This window comes from Pseudomonas sp. (assembly GCF_030690725.1).
Classification (GTDB): domain Bacteria; phylum Pseudomonadota; class Gammaproteobacteria; order Pseudomonadales; family Pseudomonadaceae; genus Aquipseudomonas.
Map to the genome: position 1 here is coordinate 22390 of NZ_JAUYGD010000069.1, position 12492 is coordinate 34881.

The window sequence follows — 12492 nt, forward strand, 5'->3', positions numbered from 1 at the left end:
CGCGACCCCAATCAGCAATCAACTCAGCCAGTATTGCCAAGCTCGAAAGATTCTTCAAATTTCTAGGTAAGTATCTTTTACAGATAGTGTTTTATCAACAACTCGGCCAATTGCACAGCATTTAGCGCCGCGCCTTTTCTCACGTTATCAGACGCAATCCACAAATTGAGTTCGGCTGGATCACTCAAACCAGCGCGCACTCGGCCAACATAGACCACATCCTGGCCGACGGCGTCGCCGACTGCGGTTGGATAATCATCCAATTCCACCAATTCCAGAGCCGGTGCGGCGTCCAGAGCGGTGTACACCTGCGTTAGGTCAATGGCCGACTCGGTCTGCAGTGAAACGCTCAGACTGTCGCCAAAGAACACCGGCACCTGAATACAGCTCACCGCAACCTGCAACTCAGGCAATCCCAGCAACTCTTTGAGCTCGTCAGCAATCTGCCGCTCCAACGCAGCGTGCCCTGCACTATCGGTCTGCTCGACCTGAGCCAGCAGATTGAAGGCCATTTGCCGGTCAAACAGCTGCGGCTCGAACGCCCGACCATTGAGCAGCTCGGCGGTTTGCCGCGCCAGCTCGGAGACGCCTTCACGCCCGCGACTGGATACGGCCAGACAGGCCGTCACAGTCACCCGACGAATGCTGACTTGCTCAGGCAACGCCGCCAGTACTGCAGCCAGCGCAATACCCGGAGCACTTGGGCTGGTCAGCAGATAGGGCGCAGCCATGCTTGCCAGCACAGCAGGATTGACCTCGGGGATCACCCGTGGCGCCTGCGCGGCAGGCAAACCGCTGGCCAGATCAATTACCGCGCAGCCCGCCGCAGCGGCCTGGGCCGCGTACTTTTGCGTCACCTTGCTACCGGCAGCCAAGAACACCAGTCGCACACTGGCAAAGTCGAAGGTTTCCAGATCACGTACGCGCAGGTTCTTGCCCTTGTAGGACAAAGAGCGCCCGGCCGACTCACCGCTGGCCACCAGATGCAGATTTGCCACCGGGAACTCGCGCTCCTCCAGCAGCTGCACCAGGGTTTCGCCAACGCTGCCGGTGGCGCCAATGACGGCAATATCGAAGGTACGGGTCATGACAAGGCTCGAAGAAATAAGCCCAGCACTGTATAGCCGCACCGGCCAAATGCAAAGGAGCGGACTGCTGAGCGCTCGATTTGACTCGAACACCCAGCAGCCCGCCCCTCTTAGACAGCCTGTTTGCGTATCAGCGCAACGCGATCAACGCTCCAGCAGGATGCGCAGCATACGCCGCAGCGGTTCGGCCGCACCCCACAGCAGCTGATCGCCGACGGTGAACGCACCGAGGTACTGCGAACCCATATTGAGCTTGCGCAGACGACCGACCGGCACGCTCAGGGTTCCCGTTACAGCAGTCGGGCCCAGATCGCGAATACTCGCTTCACGCTGGTTTGGCACCAGCTTGACCCAAGGGTTGTGCTGGCTGATCAGGCCTTCGATGTCCGACAGCGGCACATCCTTGTTTAGTTTGATGGTCAGTGCCTGACTGTGGCAGCGCATGGCGCCGATGCGCACGCACAGGCCATCGACCGGGATCGGGTTCTTGAAACGACCGAGGATCTTGTTGGTTTCCGCCTGGCCCTTCCATTCTTCACGGCTCTGCCCGTTCGGCAGTTCCTTGTCGATATAGGGGATCAGGCTACCGGCCAGCGGCACGCCGAAGTTGTCGACCGGGAACGACTCGCCGCGCATGGCTTCGGCCACTTTACGGTCGATATCGAGGATGGCGCTGGCGGGATCAGCCAGCTCATCGGCCACCGAGGCATTGATCGCGCCCATCTGCTTGATCAGCTCGCGCATATTCTGCGCACCGGCACCGCTGGCCGCCTGATAAGTCATGGCGCTCATCCACTCGACCAGACCGGCTTCGTACAGACCGCCCAGCGCCATCAGCATCAGGCTGACGGTGCAGTTACCACCGATGTAGTTCTTGGTGCCGGCATCCAGTTGCTGATCAATCACCTTGCGGTTGACCGGATCAAGCACGATAACCGAGCTGTCATCCATGCGCAGCGACGAGGCGGCATCGATCCAGTAACCCTGCCAGCCGGCTTCACGCAGCTTGGGGAAGACTTCACTGGTGTAGTCGCCACCCTGACAGGTGAGAATCACGTCCAGACTTTTCAGCTCGTCAATGCTATAGGCGTCCTTTAAGGGCGCCGTTTCCTTGCCAATAGCGGGGCCTTGGCCGCCGACATTGGAGGTGGTGAAGAACACGGGCTCGATTAAATCGAAATCCTGCTCTTCCAGCATGCGTTGCATCAGCACGGAACCCACCATGCCGCGCCAACCGATCAGACCTACACGTTTCATAACCACTACACCTATATAAGCTGACCACCGGAGACCTCCGGCGGGCCAGGAAGATTACAGACTGCGCAACGCTTCGACCACTGCATCGCCCATCGCGGCCGTACCGACCTTGGTCGTACCGGCGCTGTGGATATCACCGGTACGCAGGCCTTGATCCAGCACCTTGCTCACGGCCAGTTCGATGGCATCGGCCGCAGCCGTCTGATTGAAGCTGTAACGCAGCATCATCGACACCGAGAGGATGGTCGCCAGCGGGTTGGCAATGCCCTGCCCGGCGATATCCGGCGCGCTACCGTGGCATGGCTCGTACATGCCCTTGTTGTTGGCGTCCAGGGAGGCCGAAGGCAGCATGCCGATGGAACCGGTGAGCATGGAGGCCTCATCGGAGAGAATGTCGCCAAACATATTGTCGGTGACCATCACATCAAACTGCTTAGGCGCCCGCACCAGCTGCATGGCAGCGTTGTCGACATACATATGGCTCAGTTCGACGTCCGGGTAGTCCTTGGCCACCTCCTCGACCACTGCACGCCACAGCTGGCTGGAGGCCAGCACGTTGGCCTTGTCCACCGAGCACAGCTTCTTGCCACGCACTCGGGCCATGTCGAAGCCGACACGGGCGATACGGCGGATCTCGCTCTCGCTGTACGGCAGGGTGTCGTAGGCCATGCGCTCGCCGTTTTCCAGCACTTTGCTTTCGCGCGGCTGGCCGAAATAGATGCCACCAGTCAGCTCACGCACGATCAGGATGTCCAGACCGGCAACGATTTCGCGCTTGAGGCTGGATGCATCGGCCAGTTGCGGATAGAGAATCGCCGGGCGCAGGTTGCCGAACAGCCCCAGCTGCGAGCGAATCTTCAGCAGGCCGCGCTCTGGACGGATCGCCGGGTCAATGGCGTCCCACTTCGGGCCGCCTACGGCGCCGAGGAGAATGGCATCGGCGGCCTTGGCGCGGGCCAGGGTTTCGTCAGCCAGCGGCACGCCGTAACGGTCGATGGCAGCACCACCGAGGTCATCGAAACTCAGTTCGAAACCCAGGTTGTACTTATCGTTGGCAAGGTTCAGCACCTTGACCGCTTCGGCCATGATTTCCGGGCCGATACCGTCGCCGGGGAGAATCAGAATCTGCTTGGACATGCTTTTCTCAACTCATTAAATCGGCGAGTGATGGATGCACTCGCCCGCTGATTACTTGATTGCACCGAACAGCCAGGGGCTGCGCTGCTGATAGGTGGTTTCAAAGGTTTTGATCGCGTCACTGTCCTGCAGGGTCAGGCCGATATCGTCCAGGCCATTGAGCAGGCAATGCTTGCGGAAGGCATCGACCTCGAAGCTGTACTGCACGCCATCCGGACGGGTCACGGTTTGCGCGGCCAGGTCGACAGTCAGCTGATAGCCAACCGTAGCTTCGGCCTGCTGGAAAAGCGCATCGACCTCGTCTTCCTTGAGGATGATCGGCAGCAGGCCGTTCTTGAAGCTGTTGTTGAAGAAGATATCGGCAAAGCTCGGCGCGATGATCGTGCGGAAACCGTATTCCTCAAGCGCCCAAGGCGCGTGCTCACGGGATGAGCCGCAACCGAAGTTCTCTCGCGCCAGCAGCACGCTGGCACCCTGGTAACGCGCGAAGTTCAGCACGAACTCCTGATTCACCGGGCGCTTGGAGTTGTCCTGATTGGGCTGACCGACATCGTGGTAACGCCACTCATCGAACAGGTTCGGGCCGAAACCGCTGCGCTTGATCGACTTCAAGAACTGCTTGGGGATGATCTGGTCGGTGTCGACGTTGGCACGATCCAATGGAGCGACCAGGCCGGTGTGTTGGGTAAAAGCTTTCATCATCAGCTCCTTAGGCCTGGATCAATTCGCGCACATCGATAAAGCGGCCGGTCACCGCAGCGGCGGCAGCCATTGCCGGGCTAACCAGATGCGTACGCCCACCGGCACCCTGGCGGCCTTCGAAGTTGCGGTTGGAGGTGGAAGCGCAATGCTCGCCACTGCCGAGTTTGTCCGGGTTCATCGCCAGGCACATGGAGCAGCCCGGCTCGCGCCACTCAAAGCCGGCTTCGATAAAGATGTGGTGCAACCCTTCCTGTTCCGCCTGGGCTTTGACCAGCCCGGAGCCCGGCACCACCATCGCCTGCTTGATGGTGCTGGCGACCTTGCGGCCCTTGGCCACTTCAGCGGCGGCACGCAGGTCTTCGATCCGCGAGTTGGTGCAGGAGCCGATAAATACGCGATCCAGCTGGATATCGGTGATCGCCTGATTGGCCTGCAAACCCATGTATTTCAGGGCGCGGATAATCGAGTCCTTCTTCACCGGGTCGCTCTCAGCAGCCGGGTCCGGCACGTTCTGATCGACGGCCAAGACCATTTCCGGCGAAGTGCCCCAGCTGACCTGCGGCTTGACGTCTTCGGCACGCAATTCGACCACGGTGTCGAAATGCGCATCGGCATCGGACACCAGATCCTGCCACTGCGCCACTGCGGCGGCCCAATCAGCGCCTTTCGGGGCAAACGGACGGCCTTCAACGTAGGCAATGGTCTTCTCGTCCACCGCCACCAAGCCGACGCGGGCACCGGCTTCAATGGACATATTGCAGATGGTCATACGCCCTTCCAGCGACAGGTCGCGGATTGCGCTGCCAGCAAACTCCAACGCATGGCCGTTACCACCGGCGGTGCCGATTTTGCCGATCACGGCCAGCACGATGTCTTTGGCAGTAACGCCGAACGGCAGCTGGCCTTCGACCAACACCTGCATGTTCTTCATCTTCTTCGCCACCAGGCACTGGGTCGCCAGCACATGCTCGACCTCGGAGGTGCCGATGCCGTGGGCCAGCGCGCCGAAGGCACCGTGGGTCGAGGTGTGCGAGTCGCCGCAGACCACGGTCATGCCCGGCAAGGTCGCGCCCTGCTCTGGACCAACGACGTGAACGATGCCCTGGCGGATGTCGTTCATCTTGAATTCGAGGATGCCGAAGTCATCGCAGTTCTCATCCAGGGTTTGCACCTGAATCCGCGACACTTCATCGGCGATGGCCTCCAGACCGCCCTGACGCTCGGCCTTAGTGGTCGGCACGTTGTGGTCCGGCGTGGCGATGTTGGCGTCGATCCGCCACGGTTTGCGGCTGGCCAGACGCAAGCCCTCAAAGGCCTGGGGCGAGGTCACTTCGTGGAGGATATGCCGGTCGATGTAGATCAGCGACGAGCCATCGTCGCGGCGCTTCACTTCGTGCATTTCCCAGAGCTTGTCGTACAGCGTTTTGCCGGCCATCCGCTATCCCTCATCAACCTGTTTCTATGCCTGGGCAAATAGCCCTTTGGCTTATGGGGTAATCCTATGGGCTTGCATTAAATTACTCAAATTCATATTTTTCATTCAAAGCATTCCACAATGGAATACAAATAAGCTTAAACAGCGCACATTGCGCCCCGCCAACCGCCAGGAACAGCCGTATGGATCTCGCCACCCTCAATGCCTTTATTGCCATCGCCGAGCTGGGCAGCTTCTCCGAAGCGGCGGAGCGCCTGCACCTGACCCAGCCGGCGGTAAGTAAACGCATCGCCAGCCTGGAGCAGCAGCTGAGTGTGCGCCTGTTTGATCGCCTGGGCCGTGAAGTGAGCCTGACCGAGGCCGGCCGCGCCCTGCTACCGCGGGCTTACCAGATTCTCAATGTGCTCGATGATACGCGCCGTGCGCTGACCAACCTGAATGGCGAGATCAGCGGTCGCCTGACCCTCGCCACCAGTCACCACATTGGCCTGCATCGCCTACCGCCGCTGCTGCGCGCCTTTACCCGCGCACATCCGCAGGTCGCCCTGGATATCCAGTTTCTCGACTCCGAAGTGGCCTATGAAGAGGTGCTGCATGGCCGCGCCGAGCTGGCGGTGATCACCCTGGCTCCGGAAACCCGCGAGCCGGTGCATGCGGTGGCCGTGTGGGACGATCCGCTGGATTTCGTCGCCGCCCCCGAGCATCCGCTGGCACGCAGCCAGGCGATCAGCCTGGCCGATGTGGCGCATCACCCGGCGGTGTTTCCCGGCGGCAACACCTTTACCCACCATATTGTGCGGCGCCTGTTCGAGGCCCAGGGGCTGACGCCGAATATCGCCATGAGCACCAACTACCTGGAGACCATCAAGATGATGGTCTCCATCGGTCTGGCCTGGAGCGTACTGCCGCGCACCATGCTCGACGAACAGGTCGCGCGCCTGCCATTACCGGGCATCCAGCTGACCCGCCAGCTGGGCTATATCAGCCACACCGAACGCACCCTTTCCAACGCTGCGCGGGCCTTTATGAACCTGCTGGACGCCCAGCGTGATGGCCTTGCAATGGCCAACGACTAAGGGCTAACGTGGGCTTATAACGATAAGAAAGGTTTCTGCATGACTCAGCCCCGTTGCTCAGCCAAAGGCCAGAAAACCCACGCAGACAAAGGAAGCGTTGGTCGTGGCTAAATCCAGTGATCGCCGTCCGCCACTGCCGTTTATCCCGGCACTGGACCCTGCCGAATTCGAAAGCACCTGGAACGATGCCCCGCGCCTGTTGCGCGCCCTCAACGGTGCCAAATTGGGCACCTGGTACTGGGACATCGAAAGCGGCCGGGTCAGCTGGTCTCGCGGCGCCCAGGCCCTATTCGGCCTCGACCCCAAGCAGCCGCTGGAAAAACGCATCGACTATATCGAGCTGATCCCCGAGGAAGACCGCCCCGACGTCCTGCGCCTGTTCGAACAACTGCTGGCTGGCAACCCAAGCAACCGCGCCTTTCGCCACCGCATCCTCTGGCCCGACGGCAGCCTGCACTGGCTGGAGATCAGCGGCAGCCTGCAGCTAGATGCCGACGGCAAACAGCGGGTGATGGGCGTTATCCGCGATATCAGCAGCCAACAGGCCCGCGAACAGGCGCTGCGCAGCAGCGAGGAAAAGTTCGCCTATGCCTTTAACTACAGCCCCGACGCCGTGGTCATCACCGAAAAATCCAGCGGCCGCTTTGTCGAGATCAACGCCGGTTTCGAGCGCCAATTTGGCTGGACCAGTGAACAGACCCTCGGCCGTACCTCGCTGGAAATGGGCATCTGGGCCTGCCTGAAAGACCGTCAACGGATGATGGATGCGGTCAAAAGCAACACCCTCAACGGCCTGGAAGTACCGCTTTACCACCGCGACGGCAGCATCCGCAAAAACCTGCTGTTTGGCGGCGAAATACTCCTGGACGGTATCCCCTGCCTGGTCCTATCACTGCGTGATATCACCCAGCAACGCCAGCAGGAACAGGACCTGCACGACAGCCAGGAACGTCTGAATCTGGCCCTGGACTCGGCCGACCTCGGCACCTGGGACTGGCACATCCCCAGCAATATGCTGTTTGGCTCGGCCCGCGCCTCAAAGCTGCACGGTCTGGCGGACGAGCCCTTTCATGACGATTTCCGCAAGTTCTTCAGCTTTGTTCCGCTGGAAGACCGCCACGCCATGCGCAAGCACTTCAACAACCTGGCGCTGGGCCTGACCGAGGAATACCAGGTCACCTACCGCGCGGTGTACGGCAACAAGGAGGTGCATTACCTGGAAAGCACCGCCAAGCTCTACCGCGATGCCGATGGCAAGCCCGAGCGCATGGCCGGCATTCTTATCGACATCAGCGAGCGGGTGCGCCGCGAACAGAGCCTGGCCGCCTCCGAAGCCAAATTCGCCAACCTGTTCCAGGCCAGCCCCGACCCCGTCGCCCTGACCACCCTGCCGGACGGCGTGGGCATGGAAATCAACGCAAGCTTCAGTCAGACCTTCGGCTGGCAACCCGAGGAAGTCATCGGCCGGCGCATGACTGACCTGAACTTCTGGGCCAACCTCGACGTGCGGGCCGCGCTGTACGACAAGCTCGAACGCGACAAAAGCCTGCACAACGAAGTGGCCGATTACCTCGATAAACAGGGCCGAGTGATCACCTGCGTGGTTTCATCCAGGCCCATGCTGCTGAATAACCAGCGCTGTATCCTCACCACCTTCCGCGACATCAGCGAGCGGCAGAAAGCCCAGGCCGAGCTGCAGGCCAGCCAGGAAAAATTCGCCCTGGCGTTCCACTCCAGCCCCGACGCCATCACCATTACCGAACGCGATACGGGGCGCTATATCGAAGTCAACGAAGGCTTCGGCCGCCTCACTGGCTATAACGTGGATGAGGTGATCGGCCGCAGCGCCATGGAGCTCAATGTCTGGGCAGACCTGGCTGAGCGGGACGCGATGGTGCAGAAGCTGCAGCGCGAGGGCCATGTCTACCACATGGAAATGCACGGCAAGCACCGCGACGGCACGGTCAAGCTGGTCGAGGTGTCGGTCGAGCCCATCGAACTCAACAACACGCCTTGCCTGCTGCTTACCGCGCGCGACATCAGCGAGCTCAAGGCAGCCCAGGCCCAGGTGCAGCACCTGGCCTACCACGACTCGCTGACCAACCTGCCCAACCGCGCCCTGCTGCTCGACCGCCTGACCCAGCAGATATCCCTGCTCAAGCGTCATGAACTGCGCGGCGCCCTGCTGTTTATCGACCTAGACCACTTCAAGCACATCAATGACTCACTCGGCCACCCGGTCGGTGATGCCGTGCTCAAGCTGGTCACCGCACGCCTGGAAGCCAGCGTGCGCCAGGAAGACACCGTGGCGCGCCTGGGCGGTGACGAATTTGTCGTGCTGATTTCCGGCCTGGAAGGCAAACGTTCGAAAGTGGTCCAGCAGGTCCGCGCCCTGGCAGAAAAACTGCGCCACCTGCTGGCCGAACCGATGCTACTCGACGGCCATCAACTGCAAGTCACCCCGAGCATCGGCATCGCCCTGATTCCCGACCATGGCGACACCCCCTCGGACCTGCTCAAACGCGCCGATATCGCCCTCTACCGGGCCAAGGATTCCGGGCGCAACTGCATCCAGCTGTTTCGCAACACCATGCAGAAGGCTGCCAGCGAACGCCTGCGCCTGGAAAACGACCTGCGCCTGGCCCTGGCGCGGGGTGAGTTCGAGCTGCACTTTCAGCCCCAGGTGGACGCCCGCGACAACCAGATCATCGGCGCCGAAGCCCTGCTGCGCTGGATGCACCCGACCCTGGGCGCGCAGTCACCGGCGCTGTTTATCCATGTTCTTGAAGAAAGCGGGCTGATTCTCGAAGTCGGCGGCTGGGTGCTCGCCGAAGCCTGCCACGCCTGCGCCCAGCTGCTTGAGCAGGGCATGGTCAACGCCACGCAGTTCAGCCTGTGCGTGAATATCAGCCCACGGCAATTCCGTCAGAATGACTTTGTCGAACTGGTGGAAAGCAGCCTGGCCAGCAGCCACCTGCCACCGCATATGCTCAAGCTGGAAATCACCGAAGGCATCGTGATCCAGAACATCGACGACACCATCGCCAAGATGAACCGCCTCAAACGCCTCGGCGTGACCTTCGCCATGGACGATTTCGGCACCGGCTACAGCTCGCTGACCTACCTCAAGCGCCTGCCGGTGGATGTGCTGAAGATCGACCAGTCCTTCGTGCGCGACGCCACCCTAGACGCCAACGACGCGGAAATCATCCGCGCCATCGTCGCCATGGCCCGCAGCCTGGGCCTGGACATGATTGCCGAAGGCGTCGAGCAAACCGACCAGCTGGAATTCCTCCAGCAACAGGGCTGCCATCACTACCAGGGCTACCTGTTCAGTCGGCCGGTGCCGCTGGAGCAGTTCCGCCAGTTGCTGCGCGACAACCACAGGCCGACGCCCCGCTAAAACAACAAGGGCACCCGCAGGCGCCCTTGTTGCTAACGGCGTAGCAGCTTAACTCTGCAGCACAGTGCGGCTGGCCCCAATCGGAATACGCTTGGCCTTGGCCTCTTCCGGCACGATGCGCACCAGGTCGATATTCAGCAGGCCGTTGACCAGGCTGGCAGCCTTGACCTCGATATGGTCGGCCAGGCGGAACGACAGCTTGAACGCACGCTGAGCGATGCCCTGGTACAGATAGGTGACGTTGTCGGCGCTGGTGTCGCGCTTGCCGCCGGTAACGGTCAGCACGCCGCGCTCGACCTGCAGTTCCAGATCGTCTTCCTGGAAGCCCGCCGCGGCGACCACGATGCGGTATTGATCGTCGGCATACTTCTCGACGTTGTAGGGTGGGTAGCTGCTGCCCGCCTCGTTGCGCATGGCCGACTCGAACAGATCATTGAAACGGTCGAAGCCAACGGACTGACGGAACAGCGGGGTCATGGAAAATGCGGTGCTCATGATTTAAATCTCCTGAAATTCAGCGAGTGGTTAACCGCGGAACCCGACTTCGGCATCCCGCATAACTAAAAATGTGGTTACTCAGGTAGATTTCAAGCCTCTGCAAAATTTTCTTACAGGGAGCAATTCGATGAGCAAGGTCATGCTGATCACCGGCGCCAGCCGCGGTATTGGCGCCGCCACCGCCAGGCTGGCGGCTGCCCAGGGTTATGCGCTGTGCCTGAACTACCACCGACAACAGGCCGCGGCCGAGGCGCTGGTGAGCGAAATCACCCAAGCAGGCGGCCAGGCCATTGCCGTGCAGGCGGATGTCGCCGACGAAGACCAGGTGATGCAGTTGTTCGCCCGCCTCGATCAACACTTTGGCCGCCTCGATGTACTGGTCAACAACGCCGGCATCCTGGAAACCCAGATGCCTTTGCAGCAGATGGACCTGGCGCGCTGGCAGCGGGTGTTCGCCACCAATGTGTTCGGCAGCTTTCTCTGCAGCCGTGAGGCGATCAAGCGCATGTCGACCCGCCAGGGCGGCAACGGTGGCGCTATCGTCAACTTATCATCGGTGGCTGCGCGGCTCGGCGCGCCGGGGGAATACATCGACTACGCAGCGGCCAAAGGCGCCATCGACAGCATGACTCTGGGCCTGGCCAAGGAAGTCGCGGCCGATGACATTCGCGTTAACGCGGTGCGCCCAGGGGTGATTGAGACCGAGATTCACGCCAGCGGCGGCGAGCCGGAGCGGGTCGCGCGAGTCAGCCGGAGTGTGCCCATGGGCCGCGGCGGTTTGGCCAGGGAAGTGGCTGAAGCGATTCTCTGGCTGACCAGCGAGCAGGCGTCCTACACCAGCGGCGCGCTGCTGGATGTCAGCGGTGGGCGCTGAATATCAAGATCAAGCGCTCGCCTGCTCGGCACGCTCAGGCTCGATAAAGTCGATACCGAGCAGACCATCGATACGCAGGCAGTCGCTTTCACGGCGCAGCAGGTTGAACAGCTCGGTGGCTTCGGGGTAGCTGCGCGTCAGCATCGCCAGCCACTGCTTGAGCCGCCCCGGTGCGTAGCGTGGCGACATCTTGCGCCGCGCCTGCAGCCAGAAATCCGCCAGCAGCGGCTGCAGCTCCGCCCAACTCATGGCCACCACCTCCTGCCCGGCCCTGGCCGCCGCAATCTGCCGGGCCAGATCCGGGCGCGCCACCAGGCCACGGCCGAGCATGATGTCCTCAACTCCGCTGACCTCTCGGCAACGCTGCCAGTCATCCAGGGTCCAGATCTCGCCATTGGCAAATACCGGCACCTTGACCACGTCCTGCACGCGCGCCACCCACTCCCAATGCGCCGGTGGCTTGTAGCCTTCGACCTTGGTTCGCGCATGCACCACGATCTGCGCCGCGCCACCATCGGCCAGCGCCTGGGCGCACTCCAGGGCGTAATCCTTGTGATCAAAACCCAGGCGCATTTTCGCCGTCACCGGAATCGCTGCCGGCACCGCACGGCGCACCTCGCGAACGATGGCGTGAAGCAGCTCGGGCTCTTTGAGCAATACCGCGCCGCCACGGGACTTGTTCACCGTCTTGGCGGGGCAGCCGAAATTGAGGTCGATCACCGGCGCACCCAGGGTGCAGGCAAAGGCGGCGTTATCCGCCAGGCAGGCCGGATCGGAGCCGAGGAACTGCACGCGCAGCGGTGTGCCAGCGGCCGTTTGCGCGCCGCTGAACAATTCAGGCGCGAGCTTCTCGTAGCTGCTGACGGGCAGCACCCGCTCAGTGACCCGAATAAATTCCGTCACGCACCAGTCGATGCCGCCCACCTGAGTGAGCACATCGCGAAGGATTTCGTCGACCAACCCCTCCATCGGGGCCAGGGCGATTTGCATAGGCAGTCTCTTGAAAATTCTTTGCCGCGCGA

General features: G+C 61.5%; 10 protein-coding genes. 3 read left to right on the forward strand and 7 right to left on the reverse strand.

Annotated features, from left to right (window positions below):
- Positions 1 to 77: 77 nt before the first annotated feature.
- The 5 genes from Q8O69_RS18285 to leuC all read right to left on the reverse strand — a co-directional run bounded on the left by Q8O69_RS18285 (position 78) and on the right by leuC (position 5619).
- Positions 78 to 1088 carry an aspartate-semialdehyde dehydrogenase gene (locus Q8O69_RS18285; RefSeq protein WP_305593634.1) on the reverse strand — a complete coding sequence of 337 codons (1011 nt, stop codon included), beginning with the start codon at positions 1086 to 1088 and terminating at the stop codon, positions 78 to 80.
- Between the two features lie 144 nt (positions 1089 to 1232).
- A complete protein-coding gene (gene asd, locus Q8O69_RS18290) occupies positions 1233 to 2345 on the reverse strand; it encodes an aspartate-semialdehyde dehydrogenase (RefSeq protein ID WP_305593635.1) in 1113 nt (370 codons plus the stop codon).
- A gap of 54 nt (positions 2346 to 2399) precedes the next feature.
- Positions 2400 to 3482: a 3-isopropylmalate dehydrogenase gene (gene leuB / locus Q8O69_RS18295; RefSeq protein WP_305593636.1), complete on the reverse strand. Its 1083-nt coding sequence runs from the start codon at positions 3480 to 3482 to the stop codon at positions 2400 to 2402.
- A gap of 51 nt (positions 3483 to 3533) precedes the next feature.
- Positions 3534 to 4181, reverse strand: a complete 648-nt coding sequence (gene leuD / locus Q8O69_RS18300) for a 3-isopropylmalate dehydratase small subunit (protein ID WP_304864245.1) — start codon at positions 4179 to 4181, stop codon at positions 3534 to 3536.
- A gap of 10 nt (positions 4182 to 4191) precedes the next feature.
- Positions 4192 to 5619, reverse strand: a complete 1428-nt coding sequence (leuC, locus tag Q8O69_RS18305) for a 3-isopropylmalate dehydratase large subunit (protein WP_305593637.1) — start codon at positions 5617 to 5619, stop codon at positions 4192 to 4194.
- Positions 5620 to 5801: 182 nt separating this feature from the next.
- Here leuC and Q8O69_RS18310 point away from each other — a divergent pair, with 182 nt between their 5' ends.
- Positions 5802 to 6695 carry a LysR family transcriptional regulator gene (locus Q8O69_RS18310; RefSeq protein WP_305593638.1) on the forward strand — a complete coding sequence of 298 codons (894 nt, stop codon included), beginning with the start codon at positions 5802 to 5804 and terminating at the stop codon, positions 6693 to 6695.
- A gap of 103 nt (positions 6696 to 6798) precedes the next feature.
- Positions 6799 to 10098, forward strand: a complete 3300-nt coding sequence (locus Q8O69_RS18315; protein ID WP_305593639.1) for a bifunctional diguanylate cyclase/phosphodiesterase — start codon at positions 6799 to 6801, stop codon at positions 10096 to 10098.
- A gap of 48 nt (positions 10099 to 10146) precedes the next feature.
- Here Q8O69_RS18315 and Q8O69_RS18320 read toward each other — a convergent pair whose 3' ends face one another.
- Complete coding sequence (locus tag Q8O69_RS18320; protein WP_305593640.1) at positions 10147 to 10593, reverse strand: Hsp20 family protein; 447 nt, start codon at positions 10591 to 10593, stop codon at positions 10147 to 10149.
- A gap of 130 nt (positions 10594 to 10723) precedes the next feature.
- On the opposite strand from Q8O69_RS18320, the gene Q8O69_RS18325 reads away from it, so the two are divergent.
- Complete coding sequence (locus tag Q8O69_RS18325) at positions 10724 to 11470, forward strand: SDR family oxidoreductase (protein ID WP_305593641.1); 747 nt, start codon at positions 10724 to 10726, stop codon at positions 11468 to 11470.
- Between the two features lie 9 nt (positions 11471 to 11479).
- Here Q8O69_RS18325 and Q8O69_RS18330 read toward each other — a convergent pair whose 3' ends face one another.
- Positions 11480 to 12460, reverse strand: coding sequence for a tRNA-dihydrouridine synthase (locus Q8O69_RS18330; protein ID WP_305593642.1), 981 nt, complete (start codon positions 12458 to 12460; stop codon positions 11480 to 11482).
- Positions 12461 to 12492 lie beyond the last annotated feature (32 nt).

Excerpts from the sequence above, each read along its gene's own strand:
- leuD (WP_304864245.1), bottom strand. The coding sequence starts at position 4,181 with ATGAAAGCTTTTACCCAACACACCGGCCTGGTCGCTCCATTGGATCGT.
- Q8O69_RS18310 (WP_305593638.1), top strand. The coding sequence starts at position 5,802 with ATGGATCTCGCCACCCTCAATGCCTTTATTGCCATCGCCGAGCTGGGC.
- Q8O69_RS18330 (WP_305593642.1), bottom strand. The coding sequence starts at position 12,460 with ATGCAAATCGCCCTGGCCCCGATGGAGGGGTTGGTCGACGAAATCCTT.
- Q8O69_RS18285 (WP_305593634.1), bottom strand. The coding sequence starts at position 1,088 with ATGACCCGTACCTTCGATATTGCCGTCATTGGCGCCACCGGCAGCGTT.
- Q8O69_RS18320 (WP_305593640.1), bottom strand. The coding sequence starts at position 10,593 with ATGAGCACCGCATTTTCCATGACCCCGCTGTTCCGTCAGTCCGTTGGC.
- asd (WP_305593635.1), bottom strand. The coding sequence starts at position 2,345 with ATGAAACGTGTAGGTCTGATCGGTTGGCGCGGCATGGTGGGTTCCGTG.
- leuB (WP_305593636.1), bottom strand. The coding sequence starts at position 3,482 with ATGTCCAAGCAGATTCTGATTCTCCCCGGCGACGGTATCGGCCCGGAA.
- leuC (WP_305593637.1), bottom strand. The coding sequence starts at position 5,619 with ATGGCCGGCAAAACGCTGTACGACAAGCTCTGGGAAATGCACGAAGTG.
- Q8O69_RS18325 (WP_305593641.1), top strand. The coding sequence starts at position 10,724 with ATGAGCAAGGTCATGCTGATCACCGGCGCCAGCCGCGGTATTGGCGCC.